33 protein-coding genes are annotated in these 25137 nt (G+C 66.0%); 26 read left to right on the top strand and 7 right to left on the bottom strand.

The annotated features are described in order from the left end of the window. Positions 1-10 precede the first annotated feature (10 nt). From bcp to O5K39_RS08715, 5 genes are all read left to right on the top strand, one after another. A complete protein-coding gene (bcp, locus tag O5K39_RS08735) occupies positions 11-475 on the top strand; it encodes a thioredoxin-dependent thiol peroxidase (protein WP_271146887.1) in 465 nt (154 codons plus the stop codon). 197 nt (positions 476-672) lie between these two features. Continuing rightward, positions 673-1824, top strand: a complete 1152-nt coding sequence (locus tag O5K39_RS08730; protein WP_271146886.1) for a M23 family metallopeptidase — start codon at positions 673-675, stop codon at positions 1822-1824. After that, positions 1808-2332, top strand: a complete 525-nt coding sequence (locus tag O5K39_RS08725; protein WP_271146885.1) for a polymer-forming cytoskeletal protein — start codon at positions 1808-1810, stop codon at positions 2330-2332. The genes O5K39_RS08730 and O5K39_RS08725 overlap by 17 nt, the downstream gene beginning before the upstream one ends. Positions 2333-2408: 76 nt before the next feature. After that, positions 2409-2894 carry a low affinity iron permease family protein gene (locus tag O5K39_RS08720; protein ID WP_271146884.1) on the top strand — a complete coding sequence of 162 codons (486 nt, stop codon included), beginning with the start codon at positions 2409-2411 and terminating at the stop codon, positions 2892-2894. Continuing rightward, positions 2891-3172, top strand: coding sequence for a SemiSWEET transporter (locus O5K39_RS08715; protein ID WP_271146883.1), 282 nt, complete (start codon positions 2891-2893; stop codon positions 3170-3172). The genes O5K39_RS08720 and O5K39_RS08715 overlap by 4 nt, the downstream gene beginning before the upstream one ends. Before the next feature lie 214 nt (positions 3173-3386). Here O5K39_RS08715 and O5K39_RS08710 read toward each other — a convergent pair whose 3' ends face one another. Further along, the gene (locus tag O5K39_RS08710; RefSeq protein ID WP_271146882.1) at positions 3387-4034 is read right to left on the bottom strand and encodes a glutathione S-transferase family protein; all 648 of its coding nucleotides are present in this window, start codon (positions 4032-4034) and stop codon (positions 3387-3389) included. Positions 4035-4048: 14 nt separating this feature from the next. Beyond that, entirely contained in the window at positions 4049-4627 is a 579-nt protein-coding gene (locus O5K39_RS08705) for an ATP-dependent Clp protease proteolytic subunit (RefSeq protein WP_271146881.1), read from the bottom strand. Between the two features lie 473 nt (positions 4628-5100). Between O5K39_RS08705 and O5K39_RS08700 the strand changes: the two genes are divergently transcribed. From O5K39_RS08700 to O5K39_RS08690, 3 genes are all read left to right on the top strand, one after another. Then, on the top strand, positions 5101-7014 hold the full coding sequence (locus O5K39_RS08700; protein ID WP_271146880.1) for a DUF3857 domain-containing transglutaminase family protein: 1914 nt from the start codon (positions 5101-5103) through the stop codon (positions 7012-7014). A 185-nt stretch (positions 7015-7199) separates the two neighbouring features. Further along, positions 7200-7415 (top strand): hypothetical protein, encoded by a 216-nt coding sequence (locus O5K39_RS08695; protein ID WP_271146879.1) that lies wholly within the window; start codon positions 7200-7202, stop codon positions 7413-7415. Positions 7416-7493: 78 nt separating this feature from the next. After that, positions 7494-7841 (top strand): arsenate reductase, encoded by a 348-nt coding sequence (locus tag O5K39_RS08690; RefSeq protein WP_271146878.1) that lies wholly within the window; start codon positions 7494-7496, stop codon positions 7839-7841. Between the two features lie 30 nt (positions 7842-7871). Here the strand turns inward: O5K39_RS08690 and O5K39_RS08685 are convergent, their stop codons facing one another. Next, positions 7872-8381 carry a DUF1465 family protein gene (locus O5K39_RS08685; RefSeq protein ID WP_271146877.1) on the bottom strand — a complete coding sequence of 170 codons (510 nt, stop codon included), beginning with the start codon at positions 8379-8381 and terminating at the stop codon, positions 7872-7874. A gap of 119 nt (positions 8382-8500) precedes the next feature. Next, positions 8501-8707: a DUF1192 domain-containing protein gene (locus O5K39_RS08680; RefSeq protein ID WP_271146876.1), complete on the bottom strand. Its 207-nt coding sequence runs from the start codon at positions 8705-8707 to the stop codon at positions 8501-8503. 78 nt (positions 8708-8785) lie between these two features. Between O5K39_RS08680 and O5K39_RS08675 the strand changes: the two genes are divergently transcribed. After that, positions 8786-9772: an NAD(P)H-quinone oxidoreductase gene (locus O5K39_RS08675; RefSeq protein WP_271146875.1), complete on the top strand. Its 987-nt coding sequence runs from the start codon at positions 8786-8788 to the stop codon at positions 9770-9772. 2 nt (positions 9773-9774) lie between these two features. Here O5K39_RS08675 and O5K39_RS08670 read toward each other — a convergent pair whose 3' ends face one another. Beyond that, positions 9775-10482 carry a beta/gamma crystallin-related protein gene (locus tag O5K39_RS08670; RefSeq protein WP_271146874.1) on the bottom strand — a complete coding sequence of 236 codons (708 nt, stop codon included), beginning with the start codon at positions 10480-10482 and terminating at the stop codon, positions 9775-9777. Between the two features lie 226 nt (positions 10483-10708). Between O5K39_RS08670 and O5K39_RS08665 the strand changes: the two genes are divergently transcribed. Beyond that, positions 10709-11374 carry a cell cycle transcriptional regulator TrcR gene (locus O5K39_RS08665; RefSeq protein ID WP_271146873.1) on the top strand — a complete coding sequence of 222 codons (666 nt, stop codon included), beginning with the start codon at positions 10709-10711 and terminating at the stop codon, positions 11372-11374. A gap of 68 nt (positions 11375-11442) precedes the next feature. Here O5K39_RS08665 and O5K39_RS08660 read toward each other — a convergent pair whose 3' ends face one another. Continuing rightward, positions 11443-11616: a DUF465 domain-containing protein gene (locus O5K39_RS08660; protein WP_271146872.1), complete on the bottom strand. Its 174-nt coding sequence runs from the start codon at positions 11614-11616 to the stop codon at positions 11443-11445. Between the two features lie 125 nt (positions 11617-11741). On the opposite strand from O5K39_RS08660, the gene O5K39_RS08655 reads away from it, so the two are divergent. The 9 genes from O5K39_RS08655 to O5K39_RS08615 all read left to right on the top strand — a co-directional run bounded on the left by O5K39_RS08655 (position 11742) and on the right by O5K39_RS08615 (position 17922). Then, positions 11742-12359 carry a UbiX family flavin prenyltransferase gene (locus tag O5K39_RS08655; RefSeq protein ID WP_271146871.1) on the top strand — a complete coding sequence of 206 codons (618 nt, stop codon included), beginning with the start codon at positions 11742-11744 and terminating at the stop codon, positions 12357-12359. Beyond that, positions 12356-12829, top strand: a complete 474-nt coding sequence (locus O5K39_RS08650; RefSeq protein ID WP_271146870.1) for a TIGR02444 family protein — start codon at positions 12356-12358, stop codon at positions 12827-12829. Before O5K39_RS08655 ends, O5K39_RS08650 begins: the two co-directional genes overlap by 4 nt. Before the next feature lie 39 nt (positions 12830-12868). Then, positions 12869-13093 carry a DUF465 domain-containing protein gene (locus O5K39_RS08645; protein ID WP_271146869.1) on the top strand — a complete coding sequence of 75 codons (225 nt, stop codon included), beginning with the start codon at positions 12869-12871 and terminating at the stop codon, positions 13091-13093. Positions 13094-13147: 54 nt separating this feature from the next. Beyond that, positions 13148-13408 carry a type II toxin-antitoxin system prevent-host-death family antitoxin gene (locus O5K39_RS08640; protein ID WP_271146868.1) on the top strand — a complete coding sequence of 87 codons (261 nt, stop codon included), beginning with the start codon at positions 13148-13150 and terminating at the stop codon, positions 13406-13408. After that, on the top strand, positions 13315-13845 hold the full coding sequence (locus O5K39_RS08635; RefSeq protein ID WP_271146867.1) for a type II toxin-antitoxin system VapC family toxin: 531 nt from the start codon (positions 13315-13317) through the stop codon (positions 13843-13845). The genes O5K39_RS08640 and O5K39_RS08635 overlap by 94 nt, the downstream gene beginning before the upstream one ends. Positions 13846-13853: 8 nt before the next feature. After that, positions 13854-16199 carry a ribonuclease R gene (gene rnr, locus O5K39_RS08630; protein ID WP_271146866.1) on the top strand — a complete coding sequence of 782 codons (2346 nt, stop codon included), beginning with the start codon at positions 13854-13856 and terminating at the stop codon, positions 16197-16199. A 107-nt stretch (positions 16200-16306) separates the two neighbouring features. Continuing rightward, entirely contained in the window at positions 16307-16720 is a 414-nt protein-coding gene (locus O5K39_RS08625; protein ID WP_271146865.1) for a hypothetical protein, read from the top strand. A 64-nt stretch (positions 16721-16784) separates the two neighbouring features. Continuing rightward, complete coding sequence (locus tag O5K39_RS08620; protein ID WP_271146864.1) at positions 16785-17501, top strand: NUDIX hydrolase; 717 nt, start codon at positions 16785-16787, stop codon at positions 17499-17501. 4 nt (positions 17502-17505) lie between these two features. Beyond that, positions 17506-17922: a DUF5990 family protein gene (locus O5K39_RS08615; RefSeq protein ID WP_271146863.1), complete on the top strand. Its 417-nt coding sequence runs from the start codon at positions 17506-17508 to the stop codon at positions 17920-17922. On the opposite strand, the gene O5K39_RS08610 is transcribed toward O5K39_RS08615, so the two are convergent. Further along, positions 17912-18472, bottom strand: a complete 561-nt coding sequence (locus O5K39_RS08610; RefSeq protein WP_271146862.1) for a hypothetical protein — start codon at positions 18470-18472, stop codon at positions 17912-17914. The genes O5K39_RS08615 and O5K39_RS08610 overlap by 11 nt on opposite strands. 127 nt (positions 18473-18599) lie before the next feature. Here O5K39_RS08610 and rpmG point away from each other — a divergent pair, with 127 nt between their 5' ends. The 7 genes from rpmG (at position 18600) to O5K39_RS08575 (ending at position 25136) form a co-directional block, all read left to right on the top strand. Further along, complete coding sequence (rpmG, locus tag O5K39_RS08605; RefSeq protein ID WP_131252530.1) at positions 18600-18767, top strand: 50S ribosomal protein L33; 168 nt, start codon at positions 18600-18602, stop codon at positions 18765-18767. 170 nt (positions 18768-18937) lie between these two features. Continuing rightward, positions 18938-19945 (top strand): type I glyceraldehyde-3-phosphate dehydrogenase, encoded by a 1008-nt coding sequence (gene gap, locus O5K39_RS08600; RefSeq protein ID WP_271146861.1) that lies wholly within the window; start codon positions 18938-18940, stop codon positions 19943-19945. Continuing rightward, positions 19945-20247, top strand: a complete 303-nt coding sequence (locus O5K39_RS08595; protein WP_271146860.1) for a hypothetical protein — start codon at positions 19945-19947, stop codon at positions 20245-20247. Before gap ends, O5K39_RS08595 begins: the two co-directional genes overlap by 1 nt. A gap of 31 nt (positions 20248-20278) precedes the next feature. Continuing rightward, positions 20279-21475: a phosphoglycerate kinase gene (locus O5K39_RS08590; protein ID WP_271146859.1), complete on the top strand. Its 1197-nt coding sequence runs from the start codon at positions 20279-20281 to the stop codon at positions 21473-21475. A gap of 45 nt (positions 21476-21520) precedes the next feature. Beyond that, positions 21521-22693 carry a lycopene beta-cyclase CrtY gene (gene crtY, locus O5K39_RS08585; protein ID WP_271146858.1) on the top strand — a complete coding sequence of 391 codons (1173 nt, stop codon included), beginning with the start codon at positions 21521-21523 and terminating at the stop codon, positions 22691-22693. After that, a complete protein-coding gene (locus tag O5K39_RS08580) occupies positions 22690-24201 on the top strand; it encodes a phytoene desaturase (protein ID WP_271146857.1) in 1512 nt (503 codons plus the stop codon). The genes crtY and O5K39_RS08580 overlap by 4 nt, the downstream gene beginning before the upstream one ends. Continuing rightward, positions 24198-25136: a phytoene/squalene synthase family protein gene (locus O5K39_RS08575; protein WP_271146856.1), complete on the top strand. Its 939-nt coding sequence runs from the start codon at positions 24198-24200 to the stop codon at positions 25134-25136. Before O5K39_RS08580 ends, O5K39_RS08575 begins: the two co-directional genes overlap by 4 nt. The last annotated feature ends 1 nt before the right edge of the window (position 25137 follow it).

Genomic DNA, 25137 nt, shown 5'->3' with positions numbered 1-25137 from the left:
GGAGGACAGAATGACCATCGTACCCGGCTCCCCAGCGCCCGCCTTCGACATGCCCACCGACGGCGGTGCGCGCATCAACAGCGCCGACCTGAAGGGCAAGACGGTCGTGCTCTATTTCTATCCCAAGGCCGACACCCCGGGCTGCACCACGGAAGCGCAGGATTTCACGGCACTGGCTGATGATTTCGCCGCCGCGAACACCGTCGTCATCGGCGTCTCCCGCGATGCGGTAAGGGCGCTGGACCGGTTCAAGACCAAACGCGAGCTGGGGGTGGTCCTCGCCTCCGACGACGAAGGCTCGGTCACCGAAGCCTTTGGAGTGTGGGGAGAAAAGAAGCTTTACGGTCGCGTCTATATGGGGATTGAGCGCGCCACCTTCCTGATCGATGCGACCGGGGTCGTTCGCGAAACCTGGCGCAAGGTCGCGGTCAAGGGCCACGCTCAGGCGGTGCTGGACGCCGCGCGAACGCTCTGACCACGCCGACCTCAGTATAAAGTTCGCCGGGATGCGACCTCGACAGACTTGTCATTACCCCTGTCAGGCGAAACTTTACCGTATCCAGATTCGTTTTTGGGTGTGCGGCGCACAATCATGATTAACAAAGCGTGAACGCCATTGCCGTAAGCGTCAGCGTACGGTTTAGTGCCTCTGGAACGTGGGGGCGTGTTCATATGCAAGACGAACAAGGGGCGGTCAGGCGGTCCCTTCTGGATCGCTTTTTTCCGGAGCGTCATCTCTATTTGCGTAGCCACGGCGAGGTCCGGGGCTATGTTTTGACCGGCGGCCGTCAGGCCCTGATCGCGGCTGTGGCCGTGGTTTTTGCGGCGTGGACCCTTGTGGCATCCGGCGGCTTCCTGTTCGATGTGATCGCCCGCAGCCAGGCCGACAGTGACGTCGCCCGCGCTCGCGCCGCGTCGGAACGCGTCAACGCAGACCTTCAGGCCCGCCTCGAAACCGCTGTCGTTCGGATGTCGGCCACCAACGGCTCACTCGACGAAATGGCCGAGATGGTCGAGCGCCGACATGCGGCCCTCACCGGGGTGATGAGCACCTTCCAGGGCGTCCCAGGTTCACAGGCGGCGCTGCGTCCTGCCAGGGCCCTGAATCCGGCGACCACCACTCCCGTTCAACGCATCATGGCCGTGCGGCTGGATCAGGACCGGCTGATCGCCCGGGCCCAGACTTTCGCCCAGAACCGCGCAGAACGGCTGCGCCTGGCCTTCCGGCTCGCGGGGCTGAACCCGGCGGCCTATGTCTCGCGCGGATCGTCCTTGGGGGGGCCGCTGGTCGAGGCCAAGGATCCCAGTGCCCTGGCCGCCATCCTGGACGTCGATGAGCCCTTCGCCATCCGCATCCGCAACGCCGCCGACAACCTCAGCGAAATGCGCCAGCTGGCCGATGTCGCGCAGAGCATGCCGTTCAACAAGCCGACCGGTGCGCGGACCACCTCGGGTTTCGGCGTACGGTTCGATCCGTTCAACGGCCGGCCCGCCCTGCATCAGGGTCAGGACTTTGCTGCGCCCTTGAACACGCCGATTTCGGCGACAGCACCGGGCGTCGTGTCTTTTACCGGCGTACGTTCAGGGTATGGCAACACCGTTGAAATAGACCACGGTCACGGCTTCAAGACCCGCTTCGCCCATCTGAACTCCATCGCCGTCGCCACCGGCCAGCCGATCGCGCTCGGCCAACGGATCGGCGGCATGGGGACCACGGGCCGTTCCACCGGCGTGCATCTGCACTATGAAGTGTGGGTGGACGGCCGCCCCCAGAATCCCGCCCGCTTCCTCAGAGCAGGAGACCAGCTTGTTCAACAAAACTAACACCCCCCGCCCCGCCGCCCAACCGATCCCGCCCCTGCCCGACCTGCCGAGCGCCGGCCGTTCGGCCAGCGCGCCGACCCCGGCCCCGTCGCCGGTGGCGTCGTCGCGCGGTCTGTCGACCCTGTCGTCGGACCTCAGCTTCGAGGGTGTCATTTCGGGTGCCGGCGATCTCCAGGTCGACGGCGCCATCAAGGGTGACGTCCGCGTCGGCCGTCTGATCGTCGGCGAGACCGGCGCGATCGAGGGCAATGTCTCGGCCGACTATCTCGAAGTCCGTGGCCGCATCGTCGGCGCTGTCACCGGCAAACAGGTCAAGCTGATCTCGACGGCCTATCTGGACGGCGACATCACGGCGGAGCAGCTGTCGATCGACGTCGGTGCCTATTTCCAGGGCCGCGTCCTGCAAAGCCGCCGCGACGTCCCCGCCTCGGCCCCGCCGGCCCGACCCGCACCGGCTCCCGTCGCGCCGGAGCCTGCGCCGCAGGTCATCGAGATGAAGCCGGTCTGAAACGAGGATCCTTGTCCCGCTCCGGGATAGGGAATTTCGGTCCGGAACCGTCGGCAAGCGGTGCCGTTAGGGCCGCATGGAAAAGCTGTTCGTCCGTTTCGCCACCCTGACGGCCAAGATCGCGGGCAAGCCGTGGACCTTCATCGCCTGTCTGGGGATCGTGGTGGTCTGGGCGGTGTCGGGGCCGATCTTCAAGTTCAGCGAGACCTGGCAACTGGTCATCAACACCGGCACGACCATAATCACCTTCCTGATGGTGTTCCTGATCCAGAACACCCAGAACCGCGACGGCGCGGCCATGCAGGCCAAGCTGGATGAGCTGGTCTATGCGGTGACGAAGGCCGACGCGCGGTTCATCGGCATCGAGCACCTGACCGAGCGCGAGCTCGACAAGATTCTGGAGGAGGTCGAGAAGCGCGGCCTGGACGTCCAGGCGGGCAAGCCGGCCCGGCCGATCAAGGGCAGGCCCGCCGTCCGCGCCGAGGACATCGAGGCGGCCCAGCCCAGGGCCGCGACCCCGGCCGCCGAACGCAAGACCCGCAAGCCCTCGGCCGCGAAATGAGCGACCTGATCGCCAACGTCGTCGGCACGGCCGCCGCCCTGTGCTCCATCGTCAGCTTCGCACCCCAGATGATCAAGATCTGGAAGGAGCGGGATGCATCCTCGGTCAGCTTGCGGACCTATTCCCTGACCGTGACCTGTTTCGTGCTGTGGGTGGCCTACGGGGTTCTGACCTCGGCCTGGCCGATCGTAGTCTCCAACGCCTGTGCCTTCGTCATGGCCCTGGGGGTGCTGATCATGAAGTGGCGGTTCAGGGACGGGGAACCGGACCCGAGTTGATCGGTGGCGGTAGCGGTCGAAAAACAGGCCGCCAAAGCTCCAAACCGCCAATCGCCGTACGTGAATTCAACAGCTTAGGTGACCTGCGCCGGACCGACCGCCAGGCTGCGCGGTTGCCGGGGCCAAGTGTGCTCATCTCGACATGTCAAAGACCGTGCGAGAGGTGGTGCGCCGGAACGCTTTGACAAGGCCCACTGAGGAATAAATTCCTTCCTCAATCCCGATCGGGCGCGCCGAGCGGAAAATAGTCGCGATAGGGCCGAGCTTCGTCCACCGCCCGCGCCATGGAAGGTCGGGCCAGCAACCGCGCGCGATAGGTCTTCAGGTGGATCAGATCGTCGGGGATCGCATGGGTCCAGTCGGCGTAGAACAGGGCCGGTGCCGCCGCGCAGTCGGCCAGGCTGAAACCGTAATCCGTCGCCCATTCCCGGCCCGCCACACGGGCGTCCAGCCAGGGATAGATCTGGTCCAGCGCCGTGCGGGCCTCGCTGTCGATCCGGGCGTCGCGCTCGGCCTCGGGGCGAATGGCGTTGTAGATGATCCGCTGCTGGGCGCTGGACACGTGGTTGTCGAAGATCCGGTCCATCATCCGCACCTCGACGGCGGCAGCCGGATCGGACGGGATCAGGGCCACCGGCCCCGGATGATGCACGGCCAGATGTTCGATGATCGAGGTGGCCTCGGGGATCACGCGCCCGCCGTCCTCGAGCACCGGAAACTGCCGACGCGGCCAGATCGCCTCCAGCGCCGCCATGGACTCCCCGTCCGACAGCAGCCGCGCCTCGTACGGGGTGTCGTTCTCGTACAGGGCGATGATCGCCTTCTGGCAGTAGGACGAGAAGGGGTGGGAATACAGGATCATGCGGCCGTCCGGGATCAGATGACGCCGTGGATGATCCCCAGCGCCTTGGCTTCCTGAGCCTCCAGATACCAGTTCGCCGGCGCGCGTTCGAGGACCTCGTCCATCGTGATCTGGGAGCCCCGCACCAGGTTCTCGAACCCCTCGTTCTGGATGGTGATCGAATGCTCGATCTCATGCAGTACGGCCTTGATGGAGGCGATGCAGGTGGTCAGGGGGCCCTGGACCTGGAGCGTCCGGTTCATCTTGCGCTCGTGAATCATCAGCCGGGTGCCACGCGTCAGATAGCGGTTCGGCGTGGCGAAGAAGCTCATGAAGGTCGCGCCCGCAGAATAGATCGCCGCCTTGCCCAGGAAGACCAGCCGGCGGCCGGGCGTGATCTCGGTATGGAACCGCACGTCCTCGCCCATCATCCGCGCCACCTCGGGATCGCCGCCCAGGGTCGACAGCTCGATGATCACCAGCCCCTCGTTGGGGACCATGGCGAACTGGCGGCGGAAGCTGTCGTACATGGCGTAGTCGACGGTGCCCGCCAGCTGGATCCGGGGCGCGTCAAAGGCCTTGGACGGGAGAGTCTCGGGATAGGGATAAGACATGATGGGCCGCTCGTGGACCCGCCAAAGCGCGGACGGGGTCGTTCGGTTCCCGAGCAGGAGCGTGGAGGCGGATTTGGACGTGGCCTTCGGAAACGGCCAATCCCTTCCCGGGGTGTCGAAAGACGCGTTCGTCTCCCGAAAGCGGACGCTCGAAAGGCCCGCTCTGGGGGGGGGGTAGCGGAAACCAGGTCGCCAGCCGAAACCAGTTATTCGACCTTAGGCTGGACAGCGGATATCGCGAGCGATCTGCGTCTCATCGAACCTACGCAACTACTTTTGCTTGCGCAGGCGGCAAGCGCCATTTGAAAGTGGTGGCGCTTGCGCCACAATGGCGCGAAGCGGAGCGGGGAAAAGCGGTGCGTGTTTCAGCAACAATCTTGGCGTCTATTTTTGTCGCAAGTTCTGCATACGCGCAGTCCGAACAAGTTCTTCGAGGCCCCGCTCCCGCATGGGCTACACCGTCGACACCCCTCTTGATACCAGAAAACGTCAGCGGCCCGGTGTTCATCCGTCGCCAGGACATGGAAATACACCTGAGCCAGCAAGGTCAGGCGCAGTACTTTGGATATCACGTCAAAATATTACAAGCGAGCGCGCTTCAGCTTGGTAACATATCGATAGCATGGAACCCTAGTTCCGATGCGCCGATCGTTCACGAGATCAAGCTGTTCCGCGATAATCAGGTCATCGATGTTCTGAAGGACTCATCCTTCGAGATATTACGACGCGAAGACCAGTTGGAAATGGCGAAGCTCGATGGGACGCTGACGGCGATCCTTCGCATCCCCGACCTTCGAGTGGGCGACGAGTTGGAGGTGAACCTCACCAGTTTCGCGAACGACCCCACGCTAGGGCGCTACGAAGCAGGTCTTCTAGCGCTCACGCCCAATCCGTCGCCGGGCCGGTACCGCCTTGGATTAAGCTGGGACCAGGGTCACGAGCCCAACTTGAAAATGACCGACGACATGACGGCGGCGATGACGGCGGGCGAACGCGCAATCGACTTTCGCTTCGACAATCCGGCCGGCCTGTCGCCGCCGAGAGACGCACCGGCGCGCTATCACTGGCAACGCGCTGTCGAATATACGGACTTCGCCGACTGGCCGGCTCTTTCGCGGCATTTCGCGCCCCTCTACGGGAGAGCCGCAACGCTTGACGCCGATTCTCCGATCAAGCGTGAGGCCGGCCGCATCGCTACCGCGCAAACGAGTCCTCTTGATCGCGCCGGCGCCGCACTGAAGTTGGTTCAGCAGGACGTGAGATACATCTATGTGGGTCTTGATGGCCGAAATCTGACACCGGCCCCGGCCGATGAAACCTGGCACCGCCGCTATGGTGACTGCAAGGGCAAGACCGCACTGCTGCTGGCGCTACTTCGCGAGTTGGGAATTGATGCGGAGCCCGTGCTTGTGAACTCGAGCGGTGCCGATGATGGCCTCGATCAGCGTCTCCCGGTCCCACAATACTTCGATCATGTGCTTGTGCGCGCGCACATCGAGGGGGTTGATTACTGGCTGGACGGCACGCTCCCGCCGGTGGCCTCGCCTAGCGCCCGACCGGTGTTCCCTGTTAGCTGGGTCCTGCCGCTCACTGAGCGGGGCAGTGAACTTCAGAACATTGCATGGCAACCTGCGACTACGCCCGACCAGATAAACCTGTACGAGATCGACGCGCGCTCCGGCTTTGATGAGCCGGCAAGGGTTGTGTCGACAGAAATCGTCCGTGGCGTGAAAGGCTTGCAAACCTACATGCAACTTTCCGCAGTATCGACCGGACAGTTGTTGGATGTTTTCCGTCAGCAGGCCGGCGGCGATGCCTGGGAGACGATCGAGGATGTTCAGTGGCGCTATGATCAAGGAGCGGGTGCCAGCATCCTCACGATCAGCGGCACCAGAACGATCGATTGGGACGATGACGGCAGTGGGGCGAAGTCGCTGTCGCTTCCAGGTGGCGGGTTCAGCCCACCAGAGCGAAGGGTGCGGGCGGCGGATCAGGACCAGACAGCGCCTTTTTATACGGCGCCGGAGTACACCTGCCACGTGACGACAGTTCGACTGCCAGACTCAACCCGGGCAAATCAGTGGTCATCGACAGAGAGCTTTAATACTCGTCTCTTCGGGCGAAACTACTACCGCGCATGGGAACTGCGCGATGGATCCATACGCATGGTCCGGGGATCGCGCATCGAACGGCCAGAGATCGATGCGAGCACCGCGCGGCGTGACAACGAACGGATTGCTGCGTTTGACAACAGCATGGGCTGGATCTCGTTCAATCCCTCTGCGCGAAGGGCGTCCGTTGGCAGCGGGGAGACCGTGCCGGCCACCTATGATTTCGACTGGACGGCCAGCGAAGTGCCTTGTGTGTCTCTAGCGAAGAACAGCTAAAGCAAAGCGAGCAAAGGTGCCCACCTCGGTCGTACCTTAGCGGTTCGTTCGCAGCTACGAGGAAGAACGGACCTTCTCTGCGTCCCCTCATGGTCGGAGTTCGTCAAAGACATCGGGCCGGATAGCGGAAATGCTGCTTGGCCGTCTGCGTTGGAAGTAGGACCCGCTGTGGGTTAAGCTAGGCCATGGCCGTTCGGGATTTCTTCGCCTACCTCCGGGCTCTTGGTTGGAAGGTGTGGATCAGCGCCGCAATCACCGTGACGGGCATCTTGGTGTTCTTCTGGCCGTTCGGCCCTCTGATTCTGGTCGTCGCCTGTCTTGCCATGGTCCCTGCGGTTCAAGTGGGAATGCGGATCGAGGCCGAGAAGCGGAGACGGGCTGAGGAGGACAAGGTCTCCTAGCCCCAGCGAAGCTCGAATAGACTGTGGGTCGAAAGCCGCTATGGGTGCATCCGCGCAAAGCAGACATTCGAGACTTCCATGACCCACACCCTCTACGGCATCCCCAACTGCGACACCGTCAAGAAGGCACGTGTCTGGCTGGACGGGCGCGGGGTGGCGTTCGTCTTCCATGACTACAAGAAGGCGGGCGTCGATCGGGCGGCGATCGAGGGTTGGGTGGCCGAGCATGGGTGGGAGACGGTGCTCAACCGGTCGGGCACGACATTTCGGGCGCTGCCGGAGGCGGACAAGGCGGGGATCGATGCGGCCAAGGCCGTCGATCTGATGCTGGCCCAGCCGTCGATGATCAAGCGGCCGATCCTGGACCTGGGCGACCGGCGGATCGTGGGGTTCAAGCCGGAAATCTACGAGGCGGCGCTGGGGTGAACGCCCTTCGCCCTTGCGGAAAAACGGGCGTTAAAGTCTGAACGCCGCTTCCAGCATGCCGTGCTGGCTCAGGACCGGGTTCACCGGCTCCTCCACCGGCGCGTCCAGATACATCCGGCGATCGAGGTAAAGCACCCGGTCGTGAAGCTTCTCGGCGCGGACCACATATTCGACCAGGGCGATCGGCAGGTCGGCATGGCTGGGCTCGGCATCCGCCGAGCGGGGGGTCAGGCGGTAGCGCGGATCACAGGCGGCGTCGGGCTCCATGTCGCCTTCGCGCACCGCGCGCTGGACCAGAAGCCAGGACGCGACCTGCATCAGCCGGGTCGTCAACTTCATGCTCTCGGCCGCATAGGCCAGGGCCGCCGCGCGCGACAGGAGCTTGGACTCGCGCCGCCCGTCACCGTCCAGATAGGCGGCGATATCCTCGACCAGCTCCATCCCCTCGGCAAAGGTGCGGTCGAACAGCTCCGAGCGCGCGAAGTCGCGGATCTCGGCCGCGCGGGACCGCATGTCGGGCAGGGCAGCGTCAGTCGTCATAAAGGCCATAATACTCATGAAACCGCGCGCGCGTCCGTATCGATTTTCGGCCCGTGACGGCCCCTGAGGTCCTGGGCTGCAACCCCCGTGCCAGCGTACCGGCGGTGTGCGAAGCTTCGTCAGGCACCGAAGTTGAACAGGGCGTCGGCGGCGCTCTTCTTGGCCTGCTTGCCCGCAATGGCCGACCGGGCCCGTTCGATCTCGGTGTTCAGGGCCTCGATCCGTTCGTCCAGTTCCTGAACCGAATACAGGTCGAGGTCTTCGCGGCCCAGCGCCGTCAGGGTCGCGCCGCGGCCGACGCGGGGCTCCAGATCTTCAAACGTCATCACCGGCTCCTGTGGCCATGCTCCGTGTGAGCCCCTATTTCAGCGCCTGTCGCGGCATGAATGCAAGGTAGCTCGCCCATGAAGGTCATCGAGATCAAGGGCGGCTCCGGCCCCGCCGAGGCGCTGACGCTCGCCGAACGTCCCGATCCGGAGCCCGGTCCGGGTCAGGTTCGCATCAGGGTTCGCGCCGCCGGGGTCAACCGCCCCGACCTGTTGCAGCGCCAGGGCCGTTACCCGCCGCCGGCCGGCGCACCGGACATCCTGGGTCTCGAGGTCGCCGGGGAGATCGACCGGATCGGCGCCGATGACGGCTCTGGCGGCGTGGGGTGCTGGCGGCTTGGCGACCGGGTCTGCGCGTTGCTGGGCGGAGGTGGCTATGCGGAGTATGCTGTCGTCGATGCCCGGCACGTCCTGCCGATCCCCGACGGCATGGATTTCGTCCAGGCCGCCGCCCTGCCGGAAACCGTCTTCACCGTCTTCGCCAATGTGTTCGAGGCGGGCGGGCTGAAGGCCGGCGAGACCCTGCTGATCCATGGGGCGACCAGCGGCATCGGGGTGACGGCGATCCAGATGGCCAGGGCCGCCGGTGCCCGGGTGATCGCCACCTCTCGGGGCCCGGACAAGACGGCCGCCGCTTTGGCCTTGGGGGCCGACATCAGCCTTGACGCCTCGGTCGACGACGTCGCGGCGGCGCTGGCCGAGGCCGGCGGGGTCGATGTGGTTCTAGACATGGTCGGAGCCGACTATGCGCGGATCAATCTCGACGCGCTCAAGCCCCTCGGTCGATGGGTCGTCATCGGCACGCTTTCGGGCGCGCGGTCGGAGATCGATCTGTCGAAGGTGATGATGAAGCGGATCGTGCTGACCGGCTCCACCCTGCGGGCGCGTCCTGCCGACGAAAAGGCGCGGCTGGCGGCGGCGGTCGAGGCGACGGTCTGGCCGTGGGTGGCGTCAGGCGCTGTCAGGCCGCCGGTGGAGGCGATCTTTCCGCTGGCCAAGGCCGCTGCGGCCCACCTCCATCTGGAAGCGGGCCGCCATGTCGGCAAGGTGGTTCTGGAGGTCTAGGCTTACCAGCCCCCTCCGCCGCGCCGCACCGGGCGGATCGACGAGATTCTGTCGTTCAGGCCCCAACGGTCCAGGTTGGAGACCGAACCGTCGAACTGCTGGCACTGACCGCGGAAGTTGGAGTCGGTGCAGGCTTCCCACGTGCCCCGGAACTGCATCGAGCTGATGGCGTCGTTGAAGCCGGAGTTGCCGAGATTGTAGATCTCACCCGAGAAGGTCTGGGACTGTCCACGGAAGTTGGCGTCGCGATAGACGGTCACCGAGTCGCGGCCGTTGTTGTTGCCGCCGCCCCAACCGCCGCCATTGTTGCCGCCGTTGCCACCCCAGCCACCGCCGTTGTTGCCACCGTTGTTGCCGCCCCAGCCGCCGCCGTTATTGCCTCCACCACCGGGGCGACCGCCGCCGCCGTTGTTGCCGCCGCCGTTGCCCCGCTCGTAGTCGCCACGGAAGCTGCCGCAGACCAGCAGACCATCGATGTTGCCGATTTCGCTGTTGGCGCAGCGGGCCAGCTCGATCGAGGTGCCGCGCAGATTGCCGCGGGTGTCCTGGCAGTCGGCGTACAGGCGGCCCTGGTTGACGTACTCGCCCGAGCAGGTCTGGGCATAGCTGCCGCGCGGTGCGACCCGCTGTTGCCCGCCCTCGGGTGCCGCGAACTGCTGGGGGGCCAGCAGGGCCATGGCGGCAGCCGCCGCGCTCATTTGAATCAACATCGCGTTCCCTCCAGAACAATCCCTAAAGACGCACAACGCGCCTGGACGACCAGTGTTCATCCCCGAACATGAACCTGTGCTGTATGTCCGTTTCAGACGCGTGACGGTCAACGTTTTCTTTTCTGACGAAACGGCCTATACCTCGACCATCGCGCCCGGCCGAAAGGTCGGGCGCCGTCGTATCCAGCGCCCGCGAACGGGCCGAAATTCACCGGGACAAACGCCCATGACCGACATCCTCATGCCCAAGGCCACCGCGGTCTGGATGGTGGACAATACCTCCCTGACCTTCGAGCAGATCGCCGCCTTCTGTGGCCTGCATCCGCTCGAAGTGCGCGGCATCGCCGACGGCGACGTGGCCCGCGACATTCGCGGCGTCGATCCGATCACCGGCGGTCAGCTGACCCGCGAAGAGCTCGACAAGGCCCAGAACAACGCAGACTACCGCATGAAGGCGATCGTCAGCCGCCACGCCGAACTTCTCAAGGCCCACAAGGCGCCGCCAAAATACACCCCGGTCTCGCGTCGCCAGGACCGCCCGGACGCCATCGCCTGGTTCGTGCGCAACCACCCTGAGGTGACCGACGCCCAGATCGCCAAGCTGCTGGGCACCACCAAATCCACGATCGAGAGCGTGCGCAATCGCACCCACTGGAACAGCCCCCAGATCAAGCCGGTCGACCCGGTGACCCTGGGCCTGGTCGGCCAGCTGGCGCTCGACGACCTGGTCTCCAAGGCCGCCGCCAAGAAGAACAAGGACGACGCCAAAAAGGGCGGCGACACGATCCAGCCCGTCGAGGCCGAACCCGCCGAGCCCGAGTTCGTCCCCGAGGCTGCCGAGCGCCGCACCGCCGAGCCGACGGCGGCCTCGGTGTTCGGTACGCGTAACTAGACTGAAAATGGCAACGGCCCCGGTGTCTCCACCGGGGCCGTCCATTCATTCGACGCGGGTGGCCCCGGCTAACCTGCCCGGGCCTCGAGACTGGTGATTTCCTCCTTGAGCCGGAGCTTCCTTCGCTTCAGCTCCCTGACCTGCAACGGATCCACGGCGGGGTGATGCACCTCCCGCTGGATGGTCTCATCCAGCAGACGGTGACGGTTTCCCAGTTCGCGGATACGAGCTTCGATGGTCATGGCTTGCGCCTCCATGTCTAAGGGACCAGGTAGTGAGCGCCCGGAACGCCGGTCTGTGGAATCACGAGTCCGTGACGACAACAGGGTGTTAACGGGCTCCGGACCGGGACAGGCTGAGCGCCAATATGGACCATGATGTGAACGGAGCCGTACGGAACCTTCCGCCCCGCCTTGTCGTGGGAATTTCGGGTGCGTCCGGCGTGACTTACGGCGTGCGGGTGCTGGACGCTCTGAACGATCTGGGCGTCGAGAGCCACCTGGTCGTCACCCGTGCGGCCCTGCTGACCCTGTCCCAGGAAACCGATCTGACCCCGGACGACCTTATGGGCCGCGCCACCGTGTCGCACCGGCTGAACGACGTCGGCGCGACCATCGCCTCGGGCTCGTTCCGGTCGCTGGGCATGATCGTGGCACCCTGTTCGGTCCGGACCATGAGCGAGATCGCCACCGGCGTGACCTCGACCCTGCTGACCCGCGCCGCTGATGTGGTCTTGAAGGAGCGACGGCCGCTGGTTCTGATGGTGCGCGAGACCCCTCTGCACCTTGGTCATCTGCGGACCATGACGGCCCTGGCCGAGATGGGCGCGGTGATTGCGCCACCGGTGCCAGCCTTCTACGCCAATCCCACCTCGATCGCCGAGATGGTGGACCAGTCGGTGGGCCGCGCGCTGGACCTGTTCGGGCTGGACTGGTCGGCTGTGCGTCGGTGGGGCGGGCTGAAGCCCTCGGCCGACGCGGAATGAACGACACGGGCCTGTGGGACTGGGCCGTTGCTGCCTATGCGACACCGGGCGTCGCAGCGGCTTGCCTTCAGCTTCAGGACGTCAACGGCCAGAACGTGCCCCTGCTGCTCTGGGCTGCCTGGTGCGCCGGAACGGGGCGACGCCCGGACGCAGACGCGCTGGAAGCCGCCTGCGACACCGCCCGCGCCTGGGACCATGCCGCCATAAGCCCGCTGCGCAAGGTGCGGGTCACGCTGAAAGCCCAAATCCTCGACATGAATTCGGTGGCCCGCCTGGCCTTGCGCGAACAGGTCAAGGCGCTCGAGCTTGAGGCCGAAAGAGGCCTGCTGGCCGATCTGGAAGCCCTCGCTCCGCCGACGACCGGGACCGCCGGGCCCGCGTTGGACGGCATGGCCGAGGTCGCGCGCGTCTGGGACCGCGTCGTGCCGCGCCAGGCGCTGATCGCGCTCGCCGAACGCCTTCCGGCCTGAGGCCGCCTCGGCTATGATCGCGCGAGTCAGGGCCTGCGCATGAACGACGACGAACCTTTCCTGTCCGAAGACGAGCTGGCGCTCCACGCGGAGGTCAAGCTGCTGCGCCAGGAGCACGCCGATCTCGACGCCTCCATCGAGGCGCTGAACCATATGCCGATCCCCGACCAGCTGATGATCGCCCGGTTGAAACGCAAGAAGCTGCTGCTGCGCGACGAGATCGTGAAGATCGAAAGCCGCATCCTGCCCGACATCATCGCCTGACTGGCGAAGCGCGGCAAAAATGGCTATACTTATGGCCATAATCGGAGAGCGATCATGGCCAGCTACGGCGTCGCCGAAGCCAAGAACAACTTCACCCACCTGCTCGACCGGGTCGAAGCGGGCGAAAGCATCACCATTACGCGCCACGGCAAACCGATCGCCGAGTTGAAGGCGATGACGCCGATACGACCGAAACTGACGTTGGAAGAGCGCCAGGCGAAATGGGCAGAGTTCATGGCTCGCCCAATCGAGGTGCCGCCCGAGGGCTGGTCGGGGGTGGAAGTGGTCCGCAGAATGCGCGATGGCGACCTTTAGTGCCTGTCTATTTGGACGCTAGCATCCTGGTGGCGATCGTCCGAAACGAACCGACCCGGGCGCTCCTAACTCATTTCCTGGATCCCGCGAGAAACGTCTCCTGCGTCAGCGACCTCGCCATCGCCGAAGCCTCTGCAGCCATTGCTGCAAAAGGCCGGGCGAGCAATCGTAGCGCCGTCCTGCTGGCGAGTGACTTCGCCCGACTGGATGAATGGGCGGCGGAATTCGCCGAATCGGTCGGAACTGTTCCGAACGACATCTCCACAGCGGGTCAACTCGTCCGCAACCCTGACATAGTTTTGCGCGCGCCTGACGCAATCCACATTGCCGCTGCCGACCGACTTGGGATGACCCTCCTGACATTTGATCGCGGCATGGCCCGCGCGGCGGCAACTATGGGAGTTGCCTGCATCAATCCCGCCGAGACCTCGGCATGAAAGTCTAAATGACAAAGACCCCCAAGAAGCCCGCCTCTGGCCTTCCCGACAAGGAAGCCCTGCTCGCCTTCCTGCGCGAGGCCGGAGAGGCGGACAAGTCCGACCTGGCCCGCGCCTTCGGGCTGAAAGGCAACGAGCGTCGGCTGTTGCGCGAGATGCTGCGCGAACTGGAGGCCGAGGGAAAACTCGGCAAGCGGGGCCGAAAGGGCTTTTCCGAGACCGGCACCCTCCCCCCGGTCGGCGTGGTCGATGTGGTCGAGCGGGACGCCGACGGCGAGATGTACGTCCGCCTGGTAGAGGCTTCCAAGGACGCGCCCCGGGCTCTTCTGGTCCCCGACAAGACCGGCAAGGTCGGGCCGGCGCCGGGCATGGGCGACCGGCTGCTGGTCAAGTTCGAGCGGGCCGCCGAGGGCTGGGAAGCCCGGATGGTCAAGAAACTCGACGGCGACAACAACCGCGTCCTGGGCGTCATTCGCAAGTCCAACCGCGAGACCCGCGTCGAGCCTGTCGATCGTCGCTCCAAGGACGTGCTGATCATCCCGCAACTGCTGGCGGAAGACCTGCGTGACGGCGATCTGGTGCTGGCCGCCATCGAGAAATCCGAACAGCGTTACGGCCCCAAGCGTGGCAAGATCCTGGAACATATCGGCAAGGAGGACGACCCCCGCGCCGCCTCCCTGATCGCCATCCACGCGCATGGCGTCCCGACCGGCTTCTCCGACACGGTCGAGAAGGAGGCGGAGAATCAGGACCTGCCGACGCTCAAGGGCCGCGATGACCTGCGCGACATTCCCTTCGTCACCATCGACCCGGCCGACGCCCGCGACCACGATGACGCCGTCTATGCCCAGCGCGACGAAGACGAGAAGAACCCCGGCGGCTGGATCGTCTGGGTCGCCATCGCCGACGTTGCCGCCTATGTCCGCCCCGGCACGGCTCTGGACCGCGAGGCCCGCGCCAAAGGCAACTCGACCTATTTCCCCGACCGCGTCGAGCCCATGCTGCCCGAGCGGCTGTCCAACGGCCTGTGCAGTCTGAAGCAGGGCGAGAACCGCGCGACCCTGGCCGTCCGCATGGTCTTCGATGCGCAGGGCAGGAAGATCGGCCACAAATTCCACCGCGGCCTGATGCGCAGCCACGCCAAGCTTAGCTACGAGCAGGCGCAGTCGGCCATCGACGGCGTCGAGAACGGCGGCGGGACCGACGACACCACCGGCCCGATCATGGAAGCGATCCTTTATCCGCTATGGAACGCCTATCACACGATGCTGAAAGGGCGGCTCAAGCGCAGTCCCTTGCAGATTGAGTCCGCCGAACGCCGCATCCTGATGGCTCCGGACGGCGGCATCGCCGCCATCGTGCCGCGCAAGTCGCTGGAGGCCCACCGGCTGATCGAGGAGATGATGGTCCAGGCCAACGTCTGCGCCGCCGAGACCCTGGAACAGAAGAAGACGCCCCTGATCTTCCGCGTCCACGAGACGCCCAGCCAGGAAAAGGTCTTCAACCTGGCCGACTTCCTGACCACGATCGGCAAGACCTGGAACAAGGGCGAGGCCCCGACCACCAAGCGGTTCAACAAGCTGCTGGACGAGACCCGCGACACCCCCCACGCCGACGTCGTCAACGAGGTTGTCCTGCGCAGTCAGATGCAGGCCCACTATTCGCCCGACAATCTGGGCCATTTCGGCCTGAACCTGGACCGCTACGCCCACTTCACCTCGCCGATCCGCAGGTATTCCGACCTGATCGTGCACCGGGGCCTGATCCGAGCGTTGGGCCTTGGCTCCGACGGCCTGACCGACAAGGAAATCGCCGAGCTCCAGTCGATCGCCGAACAGGTCACCCTGACCGAGCGCCGCTCCATGGCCGCCGAGCGCGACGCCATGGACCGGTACGTCGCCGCCTTCCTGGAGGACCGCGTCGGCGCGACCTTCACCGGCCGGATTACCGGCGTCACTCGCTTCGGCCTGTTCATCCGACTGGACGAGACGGGGGCTGACGGCCTGGTGCCGGTGTCCTCTCTCGGCAACGAGTATTTCACCCACGACGACCGCGCCCACGCCCTGGTCGGTGAACGCTCGGGCCAGCGGTTCACCTTGGGCCGGATGGTCGAGGTCAGGCTGAAGGAGGCCACGCCCATCACCGGCGGCCTGCTGTTCGAGATGCTTTCCGACCCAGAACCGCGCGACCCGAACGCGGCGGCACCCCGCCTGGGCGTCCGCGCCCGCGACCGGGGCCCCGGCGGGACGTCCTTCCCCAAGCGCGGTAAGGCGAGGCCGGGCGGCCCCAAGCCGCCGTCGGGCGGGCGGCCCTCCGGCGGGCTGAAGGGCGTCCGCAAAGGCAAGCGGCGTTGATCGTCACTAAGTTCGCTCGCCCGTCCGCGAACGGAGGCAAAGGGTCGCGCTTTCGCAAGCGGTTCGTGCGCGTTAGCCCGGCATCGTTCGTTCAAGGGAGCTTCATCATGCATTCTTTCATCGTCCTCCCCGTGATCGGCCTCCTCGCCACAGCTGCATGCGGCGAGCTCGATGTTCAGAAGGCCGGCCGCAACGCCGCGCTGGCCGCTCTGGAGGCCAGCAACCCCGAGGTCGTCCAGGGCATCCGCGCCGCACAGACCCTGAAGCAGGCGGCCGCCACCTGCGGATGGCAGGATGTCGATGCCGCCGGCCTCGCCAGGAGCGCGGTCAGCGGGATCGAGGAGCCGCCGCTGCGGGCCGCTGCATCCAGCCTCGTCGAGGACCTGATCGTTTCGAACGCTCCGTTGCCGCAGGATGCACCCGCCGTTTCGCCTGGCGAATGTTCGCCGGAAGTTCGGCAGGCGCTTCAGAACCAGATCGCCGCAATCGCTCAAGGTTCCTCGGAGGACGCGGGCGGCTGACCCGGATCGGTCCGCGCCAAACACCACTCTTGGGACGAGCGCGAAAACGGGCTAGCTGAAAGAGGTGAACCCCGCCGCCCAACCGTTCGACGCAGCCCAGGACCTTGCCGACGCGCCACGCGTTGCCGGACCCCGCCTGCGCCCCAAGGATGCCGCAACCCTGATCCTGTTTCGCGGCGCGGCAAAGGCACCTGAGGTGCTGATGGGCCGGCGCGCTCAGGGCCATGTCTTCATGGCCTCCAAATGGGTCTTTCCCGGCGGGCGCATCGACCGGTCGGACTTCACCGCCGCCTCAGCCACCGACCCGTCGTCCGAGGCCCTCACCCGCCTCCAGCGCGAGGTCCCTGCCCGTCGCGCCCGCGCTCTGACCCTGACCGCTGTGCGCGAGACTTTCGAGGAGACCGGCCTGATGCTGGCCGAGCCGGCGCCGCCCGCCGCCGTCGCCGGACCGTGGCGGGAATTCCGGGCCATCGGTGCCCTGCCCGATCTCGCCGCCCTGACCTATGCCGGGCGGGCCATCACCCCGCCCGGCCGGACGCGCCGTTTCGACGCGCGGTTCTTCATGGCCGACGTCTCGGCCCTCCTGAAGCCCGAGCCGACAGCGGGTTCCGGTGAGCTGGACGAGATCGCATGGTTGTCCCTGCCCGAGGCGCTGGCGCTGCCCCTGCCCGCCATCACCCGGCTGATCCTGGGCGAGGCGGCCGAGCGGCGCGCGCAACCTGATCGGATCCCGCCCTTCGTCCGCATGATCAAGGGTCAGCACATCATCACCCGGGAATAGGCCGATGCCTGCCGAGATCATCCTGCGCCTGACCACCGCCGACCCGGTCGCGGGCCTGCACTACAGTCTGCAGGATCAGAAATCCGCTCCGGTGAACGCCTGTATCGCGACCGACGCGCCCCTGACCTTCGATGTGCCGGTCAAGCTGTCGGAGGACGGCCGCCTGACCGGGCCGTTCGTGCGGCGCGAGGGGCCGACGCGGCGCTTCATCTATATCGCCATCGGTGGCCAGGCCGGTGACGGCCAGACTTGCGTCTCGCGCCGGGCCAAGATCGACGTCCACGACATCCCGGCCGACATGTTGGCTCAGGCCCGATCCGGCGCGATCCTGGGCGTCACCCTGCCGGGTCGGGCGAAGGACGGCGGACCGGCCTGCGCCACCGTAAGGCCGCTGACGAATTGGGCCGTGGTTAGTTCGTGACAGGCTTGGTCAGGTCGAACTCGACCCGGAAGTTGCGGTTCGCGCGGCGCAGTTCATAGGCGAACATCCGCCCCGGATGAACCTCGACCGCCCAGACATTGGTCGTCGAGACCGGAGCGTCCCAGGCGTTGAACAGCTCGACCGACCACGCATCGACCGGGAATTCCTGCCGTTCGGCGGTCCCCGGCGCAGTCGTCATCCCGCCGTACCAGTGCAGGCCGTCGGGCTTTCCGTCGGTGCCGCGATGATCGTGTTTCAGCCGCAGGGCGTCGCCCATCCGCGTGATGACCCAGGTGCGCGATCGGTCCTCACCCACGGCGAAGGGGACGCGGATCTCGTCGGCGGAACAGTCCCGGACGTGCATCGTCAGGCGCTGGCTGGCGAAGTCGGCGTCGGCGGCGTCGGTCGTCACCACCCGCCCCTCGAACCTCTGGCCGCACAGGGTCGACAGGTTGGCGAAGAAGGCGTCGCGCGTCGGCGTCTGGGCGCTTGCGAGGCTCGGCACCATGAGGGCAAGGAGGGTGACGGCCAGTGCGATCGCGGTTTTCATCCGCCCAGACTGGGCCGCGAACCGCGCCGGTTCAAGACGGTGCAGTGCCCGTTGACTTCCGGGCGTTCCTGAGTATGTTCCGCCGCTCTCATTTTTAGCGGCTTTCGCCGTCGCAAAGGTAATTCCGATGGCCAAGCCAGCTTCAATCAAGATTCGCCTGAACTCGACCGCCGACACCGGCTTCTTCTACGTCACCAAGAAGAACGCCCGTACCAAGACCGAGAAGATGGTCGTCAACAAGTACGACCCGGTCATCCGCAAGCACGTCGAATTCAAGGAAGGCAAGATCAAGTAGGATCTCGCCTAGCGCCCGAACTTGACGCCCGGTTGGTTCGCCAGCCGGGCGTTTTGCTGTCTGGCGACACAATCGATCACGCCTTGTTACGCTTGCGGGGTTGATCCCGACGCGCGCTCGCTCCATTGAAGCGCCCAACGAAAAAATCCCAACCTCAGGAGCACCCGCCCATGACCGTCCGCGTCGCCATCAACGGCTTTGGCCGCATCGGCCGTCTCGTCCTGCGCTCGATCGTCGAGCATGGTCGCACGGACATCGAGGTGGTGGCGATCAACGACCTGGGCCCGGTGGAGACCAACGCCCATCTGTTCCGCTTCGATTCCGTCCACGGCCGCTTTCCCGGCACGGTGACGACCGGCGAGGACTGGATCGACGTCGGCACCGGCAAGATCAAGGTCACGGCCGAACGCGACCCGGCCAAACTGCCTCATGCCGAACTGAACGTGGACATCGCGTTTGAATGCACAGGCATCTTCACCACCAAGGAAAAGGCCTCGGCCCACCTGACCGCCGGTGCCAAGCGCGTCCTGGTCTCGGCCCCCTGCGACGGTGCCGACAAGACCATCGTCTACAAGGTCAACCATGACGTCCTGACCGGTGAAGACATCGTCGTCTCCAACGGATCCTGCACCACCAACGCCCTGGCCCCCGTCGCCAAGGTTCTGCATGACCTGTTCGGCATCGAGCGCGGCTATATGACCACGATCCACTCCTACACCGGCGACCAGCCGACGCTGGATACGATGCACAAGGACCTGTACCGCGCCCGCGCCGCCGCCCTGTCGATGATCCCGACCTCGACCGGCGCCGCCAAGGCGCTCGGCCTGGTTCTGCCGGAACTGAAGGGCAAGCTGGACGGCTCGTCGATCCGCGTACCGACGCCGAACGTCTCGGTGGTCGATCTGAAGGTCGTCGCCGGTCGCGAAGTCACCGTCGAGGAAATCAACGCCGCTCTGCAAGCCGCCGCCGATGGCCCCATGAAGGGCGTCCTGGCCGTGACCACCGATCCCCTGGTGTCCACCGACCTGAACCACATCGCCGCCTCCTCCACCGCCGCCCTGCCCCAGACGCAAGTGGTTGATGGAAAGTTGGCCCGCGTCCTGACCTGGTACGACAACGAATGGGGCTTCGCCACGCGGATGGCCGACACGGCGCTGGTGATGAGCAAGCTGATCTGATGACAGTCGAGGCGCCGATCCATCTGCGCCTCGCCGCTCAACAGGCGCTACTCGGGCACGTCACACCCAATCTACGGGCCTTCTCTGTTGAAGAGGACGGCAAGACCATCCGGGGCCTTGCCGTCTTCGAACAACCGCCAAGCGACCATGAGATCGAACTCATCCAACTCGCGGGAACTGAGCTGATTTCTCACTACGTGGATTCAATGATCGACGACCGCATTGAGGTCACCAGCGCTCCTCGACCGCCGCTCCTCGCTCATCTTGTTTACCGCCGATACGAACCCGGCGACGGCATCTGATTTTTCAACCATCATCGCTTCCGAGACTGGCATGACCTTCCGCACCCTCGACGACGCCGGTTCCCTCGCGGGAAAGACCGCCCTGGTCCGCGTGGATTTCAACGTGCCGATGGAAGATGGGAAGATCACCGACGACACCCGCCTGCGCGTCGCTCTGCCCACGATCGCCAAACTGCGCGACGCCGGGGCCAGGGTCGCCCTGCTGGCCCATTTCGACCGCCCCAAGGGCAAGGTCGTGCCGTCGATGAGCCTGAAGCCCGTGGTCGATGACCTGGAGCATCTGCTGGGCGCCCCCGTCCGATTCGCCGACGACTGTGTGGGCGATGAGGCCAAGGCGGCCATCGCCGATCTGGACGCCGGCGGCGTCATCCTGCTGGAGAACGTCCGCTTCCACGCCGGTGAGGAAAAGAACGACCCGGCCTTCGCCGCCCAGCTGGCCGACATCGCCGACATCTACGTCAACGACGCCTTTTCCGCCGCCCACCGCGCCCACGCCTCGACCGAAGGCGTCGCCCACCTGATCCCGGCCTATGCCGGTGAATCCATGCGGCGCGAGCTCGAGGCGCTGGACGCCGCGCTCGGCAATCCGAAGAAGCCCGTCATCGGCATCGTCGGAGGATCGAAAGTCTCGACCAAGCTCGACCTGCTCAAGAACCTGGTCGGCAAGCTGGACCGGCTGGCCATCGGCGGTGGCATGGCCAACACCTTCCTGTTTGCGCAAGGCGTCGACATCGGCGGCTCGCTGGCCGAACGCGACATGGCCGAGACCGCGCTGGAAATCCTGACCGAGGCGAAAGCCCGGGGTTGCGAAATCCTGCTGCCTGTCGACTTCATCGTCGCCACCGAGGTCAAGCCGGGTGCCGACAGCCGCCCCGTCACTGCGGGCCAGCCACTGTCGGCCGATGACAAGATCCTGGACGCCGGCCCCGCCACCGTCGCCCGCCTGGTCGATGCCATGACGGCGTCAAAGACCTTGATCTGGAACGGGCCGCTGGGCGTGTTCGAGGTCCCTCCGTTCGACGTCGCCACGGTCGCGGTCGCCCATCATGCCGCGGCCTTGGCCAAGGCCGGGGTCCTGATCGCGGTCGGCGGCGGCGGCGACACGGTCGCGGCCCTGCATCACGCCGGTGTCGTGGACGACATGACCTTCGTCTCCACCGCCGGCGGGGCCTTCCTGGAATGGATGGAAGGCAAGCCCCTGCCCGGCGTCGAGGCGCTGAACGTCTGAGTGATCGGGCGGCGCGAACGGCCGGCGACGTGCTAGACCGTCCCCATGTCCGTCCCCGATCCGGCTTTTGATCTGATCCTCGTCGGCGGCGGCCTGTCCGCCGCCCTGATCGCCTGGCGGCTGGCGCTGGACCGTCCCGAGGTTGGTCTCGCCGTGATCGAGCGCGATGGGCAGCTGGGCGGGAACCACACATGGTCCTTCTTCGACGGCGACCTGTCCGAGGCCGACCGCGCCTGGCTGGCCCCGGCCACCCCGCATCGCTGGCCCGAAGGCTATGACGTCTATTTCCCGGGCCTAAGCCGCTCGCTGAAGACGCCTTACAACAGCCTGACCTCGGAACGCCTCCACGCCGTCGTCGCCCCCCTGCTCGGCGACCGGCTGATCGCGGGCGAAGCGGTCGAGATCGCGCCTGGCCACGTCACCCTCGCTGACGGCCGGACCCTGCGAGCGCCCGGCGTCATCGATGCGCGGGGCCCAACGGCGACGCCCCACCTCGACCTGGGCTGGCAGGTCTTCGTAGGATGCACCCTTCGTCTTGCCCGGCCCCACGGCCTGACCCGGCCCACGATCATGGACGCCACCGTGGGTCAGGGCGACGCCTATCGCTTCGTCTATCTGCTGCCGTTCGACGCCCATACTGTGATGGTCGAGGACACCTATTACGCCGACACGCCCGCACTCGACCCCGCCCTGATCGGTCGCCGCATCGACGCCTATGCCCGTTCGCGCGGCTGGACCATCGAGGCGGTGATGGCCGAGGAACAGGGCGTCCTGCCCATCGCCCTGGGCGGCGACATCGACGCCTTCTGGGCAGAGGGATCGCCCGTCGCCCGCACGGGCCTGGCCGCCGCCCTGTTTCATCCGACGACCGGCTATTCCCTGCCCGACGCGGTCGCCATGGCCCGGATGATCGCCGCCCTGCCCGATCTGAGTTCGGCCGCCCTGCGCAAGGCGACCGAGGCGCGGTCCAAGGCGCTGTGGGCCGATCGCGCCTTTTACCGTCTGTTGAACCGGATGCTGTTCCGCGCCGCCGAACCGTCACAGAGGTGGCGGGTCCTGCGCCGCTTCTACGGTCTGTCGGAGGGTGTGGTGCGGCGCTTCTACGCAGGGCACAGCACGACGCTGGACAAGGCCCGCATTCTGGCCGGAAAACCGCCTGTGCCGATCGGAAAAGCCATGCGACAACTCAGAGACACCCACGCCGGAGCCTCATTGTGAGAGACGTCGCAGCCAAGCGTGCGGTTGTGGTCGGCGCCGGGTTCGGCGGCATCGCCCTGGCCATTCGTCTGCAACGCGCTGGCATCCAGACCACCCTGGTCGAGAAGCGCGACAAGCCCGGCGGCCGCGCCTACGTCTGGCACGAGCACGGCTTCACCTTCGACGCGGGCCCCACGGTCATCACCGACCCCGACTGCCTGACCGACCTGTTCGAGGGCACAGGCAAGACCTTGGCTGACTATGTCGAGCTTCTCCCGGTCGATCCCTTCTATCGCCTGTGCTGGGAAGACGGCGCGGCGTTCGACTACAACGACGATCAGGTCGCGATGGAGCGTCAGATCGCGGCCTTCAACCCGGCCGACGTCGCGGGCTACGATCGTTTTCACAAATATTCGGAGGACCTCTATCAGGAGGGCTACCTCCGGCTCGGTGCCGTGCCCTTCCAGTCCTTCTGGTCGATGATCAAGGCCGCGCCCGAACTGGCCCGACTGGAAAGCTGGAACAGCGTCCACGCCATGGTCGCCCGCTACATCCAGGACCCGCACCTGCGTCAGGCCTTCAGCTTCCACACCCTCCTGGTCGGCGGCGATCCGTTCAAGACCAGTTCGGTCTACGCCCTGATCCATGCGCTGGAACGGCGCGGCGGCGTCTGGTTCGCCAGAGGCGGCACCGGGGCCCTGATCGCCGGATTGGTCAAGGGGTTCGAGGACCTCGGCGGCCGGGTCCTGCTGAACGCCCCGGTCGAGCGCATCGAGATCTCGGACGGTCGCGCCACTGGCGTCGTGCTGGAGGACGGCCAGGCCATCTCGGCCGACATGGTCGCCTCCAACGCCGACGTGGTCGCGACCTACGACCGCCTGCTGGGCGACACCCCGCGCGGCAAGGCCAAGGCGAAATCGCTGAAGTCGAAGCGGTTCTCGATGTCACTGTTCGTGCTGCATTTCGGGCTTAGCACGCCCCAGCCGCAGCTGGCCCACCACACCATCTGCTTCGGCGCCCGCTACCGTGAACTGATCGCCGAGATCTTCGGCGGACCGACCCTGCCCGAAGATTTCTCGCTCTATCTGCACAACCCGTGCGCCACCGACCCCGGCATGGCACCCGAAGGCATGTCGAGCCATTACGTCCTGTCGCCCGTGCCGCACCTGGGGGCCGCCGACATCGACTGGGAGGTCCAGGGGCCGCTCTATCGCGAGAAGATCCTCGACTATCTCGAGGAACGTTACATCCCCAACCTGCGGCGCGACCTGGTGACGACCCGCATCTACACCCCCTTCGATTTCCGCGACGACCTGAACGCCCACCTGGGCAGCGCCTTCTCGCTGGAACCGATCCTGACCCAGAGCGCCTGGTTCCGGCCGCACAATCGCGATGACGTCATCGACAACCTCTATATCGTGGGCGCAGGGACCCATCCCGGTGCCGGCATCCCCGGCGTGGTCGGATCGGCCAAGGCGACGGCGGGGCTGATGCTGGAACAGGCGGGATTGGCAGGGGCGAAGGCATGACCGACGCCGTCCTCGCCGCGTCCAAGGCCTCGATCGTCAAGGGGTCCAAGAGCTTTCGCTCGGCCTCTCGCCTGTTCGACGCCGAGGTCCGCGAGGACGCCTGGCTGCTCTATGCCTGGTGCCGCCGCTGCGACGACGAGATCGACGGCCAGGACCACGGCTTCGGCCACGAGAACCTGTTGCCCGAGGAGCAGCAGCGCCGCCTCGCCCGCCTCTATGACCAGACCCGCCGCGCCCTGGCCGGCGAGGCCATGGATGACCAGACCTTCGCAGCGTTTCAGCGCGTGGCCCTGCGTCACCGCCTGCCGGAACGCTGGCCGCTGGACCTGCTCGACGGCTTCGCCATGGACGTCGAGCATCGCGAGTATCGGACCATCGACGATGTCCTGACCTATTGCTGGCACGTCGCGGGCGTCGTGGGGGTGATGATGGCGAGGGTGATGCACGTCACCGACACGGCCGTGCTGCGCCGCGCCCAGGACCTGGGTCTGGCCTTCCAGCTGACCAACATCTCGCGCGACGTCATCGAGGACGCTCAGGATGGGCGGGTCTATCTGCCGGCGGACTGGCTTATCGAGGCCGGGCTCGAACCGACCGCCGCCGCCGTCGCCGATCCCGCCAACCGCGCCGCCGTGCATGGCGTCACCCAGCGCCTGCTGGCCGTGGCCGAACCCTATTACGACAGCGCCCGCGACGGCCTGCGCGGCCTGCCCTTCCGCTCATCCATGGCGATCGCGGCGGCGCGCGGCGTCTATCGCGAGATCGGTCGCAAGGTCGTCCGGCGGGGCCCCGACGCCTGGGACAAGCGCGTTTCGGTGGGCAAGGCGATGAAGCTGTGGCTGTTCGGTCGCGGTGCCCTGATCGCCATCTGGACCCAGACGCTGGACCGCGGCCATCCCGCTCCCGCCCGGCCCGACCTCTGGACCCGCGTCTGAG

The sequence above is a fragment of the Brevundimonas sp. NIBR10 genome, from assembly GCF_027912515.1.
Classification (GTDB): Bacteria; Pseudomonadota; Alphaproteobacteria; order Caulobacterales; family Caulobacteraceae; genus Brevundimonas.
Note: the sequence above shows the minus strand (reverse complement) of the source record. Positions and strands in the feature narration are given on the sequence as shown.

Excerpts from the sequence above, each read along its gene's own strand:
- bcp (WP_271146887.1), top strand. The coding sequence starts at position 11 with ATGACCATCGTACCCGGCTCCCCAGCGCCCGCCTTCGACATGCCCACC.
- O5K39_RS08730 (WP_271146886.1), top strand. The coding sequence starts at position 673 with ATGCAAGACGAACAAGGGGCGGTCAGGCGGTCCCTTCTGGATCGCTTT.
- O5K39_RS08720 (WP_271146884.1), top strand. The coding sequence starts at position 2,409 with ATGGAAAAGCTGTTCGTCCGTTTCGCCACCCTGACGGCCAAGATCGCG.
- O5K39_RS08715 (WP_271146883.1), top strand. The coding sequence starts at position 2,891 with ATGAGCGACCTGATCGCCAACGTCGTCGGCACGGCCGCCGCCCTGTGC.
- O5K39_RS08710 (WP_271146882.1), bottom strand. The coding sequence starts at position 4,034 with ATGATCCTGTATTCCCACCCCTTCTCGTCCTACTGCCAGAAGGCGATC.
- O5K39_RS08705 (WP_271146881.1), bottom strand. The coding sequence starts at position 4,627 with ATGTCTTATCCCTATCCCGAGACTCTCCCGTCCAAGGCCTTTGACGCG.
- O5K39_RS08695 (WP_271146879.1), top strand. The coding sequence starts at position 7,200 with ATGGCCGTTCGGGATTTCTTCGCCTACCTCCGGGCTCTTGGTTGGAAG.
- O5K39_RS08690 (WP_271146878.1), top strand. The coding sequence starts at position 7,494 with ATGACCCACACCCTCTACGGCATCCCCAACTGCGACACCGTCAAGAAG.
- O5K39_RS08685 (WP_271146877.1), bottom strand. The coding sequence starts at position 8,381 with ATGACGACTGACGCTGCCCTGCCCGACATGCGGTCCCGCGCGGCCGAG.
- O5K39_RS08680 (WP_271146876.1), bottom strand. The coding sequence starts at position 8,707 with ATGACGTTTGAAGATCTGGAGCCCCGCGTCGGCCGCGGCGCGACCCTG.
- O5K39_RS08675 (WP_271146875.1), top strand. The coding sequence starts at position 8,786 with ATGAAGGTCATCGAGATCAAGGGCGGCTCCGGCCCCGCCGAGGCGCTG.
- O5K39_RS08670 (WP_271146874.1), bottom strand. The coding sequence starts at position 10,482 with ATGTTGATTCAAATGAGCGCGGCGGCTGCCGCCATGGCCCTGCTGGCC.
- O5K39_RS08665 (WP_271146873.1), top strand. The coding sequence starts at position 10,709 with ATGACCGACATCCTCATGCCCAAGGCCACCGCGGTCTGGATGGTGGAC.
- O5K39_RS08660 (WP_271146872.1), bottom strand. The coding sequence starts at position 11,616 with ATGACCATCGAAGCTCGTATCCGCGAACTGGGAAACCGTCACCGTCTG.
- O5K39_RS08655 (WP_271146871.1), top strand. The coding sequence starts at position 11,742 with ATGGACCATGATGTGAACGGAGCCGTACGGAACCTTCCGCCCCGCCTT.
- O5K39_RS08650 (WP_271146870.1), top strand. The coding sequence starts at position 12,356 with ATGAACGACACGGGCCTGTGGGACTGGGCCGTTGCTGCCTATGCGACA.
- O5K39_RS08645 (WP_271146869.1), top strand. The coding sequence starts at position 12,869 with ATGAACGACGACGAACCTTTCCTGTCCGAAGACGAGCTGGCGCTCCAC.
- O5K39_RS08640 (WP_271146868.1), top strand. The coding sequence starts at position 13,148 with ATGGCCAGCTACGGCGTCGCCGAAGCCAAGAACAACTTCACCCACCTG.
- O5K39_RS08635 (WP_271146867.1), top strand. The coding sequence starts at position 13,315 with ATGGGCAGAGTTCATGGCTCGCCCAATCGAGGTGCCGCCCGAGGGCTG.
- rnr (WP_271146866.1), top strand. The coding sequence starts at position 13,854 with ATGACAAAGACCCCCAAGAAGCCCGCCTCTGGCCTTCCCGACAAGGAA.
- O5K39_RS08625 (WP_271146865.1), top strand. The coding sequence starts at position 16,307 with ATGCATTCTTTCATCGTCCTCCCCGTGATCGGCCTCCTCGCCACAGCT.
- O5K39_RS08615 (WP_271146863.1), top strand. The coding sequence starts at position 17,506 with ATGCCTGCCGAGATCATCCTGCGCCTGACCACCGCCGACCCGGTCGCG.
- O5K39_RS08610 (WP_271146862.1), bottom strand. The coding sequence starts at position 18,472 with ATGAAAACCGCGATCGCACTGGCCGTCACCCTCCTTGCCCTCATGGTG.
- rpmG (WP_131252530.1), top strand. The coding sequence starts at position 18,600 with ATGGCCAAGCCAGCTTCAATCAAGATTCGCCTGAACTCGACCGCCGAC.
- gap (WP_271146861.1), top strand. The coding sequence starts at position 18,938 with ATGACCGTCCGCGTCGCCATCAACGGCTTTGGCCGCATCGGCCGTCTC.
- O5K39_RS08595 (WP_271146860.1), top strand. The coding sequence starts at position 19,945 with ATGACAGTCGAGGCGCCGATCCATCTGCGCCTCGCCGCTCAACAGGCG.
- O5K39_RS08590 (WP_271146859.1), top strand. The coding sequence starts at position 20,279 with ATGACCTTCCGCACCCTCGACGACGCCGGTTCCCTCGCGGGAAAGACC.
- crtY (WP_271146858.1), top strand. The coding sequence starts at position 21,521 with ATGTCCGTCCCCGATCCGGCTTTTGATCTGATCCTCGTCGGCGGCGGC.
- O5K39_RS08575 (WP_271146856.1), top strand. The coding sequence starts at position 24,198 with ATGACCGACGCCGTCCTCGCCGCGTCCAAGGCCTCGATCGTCAAGGGG.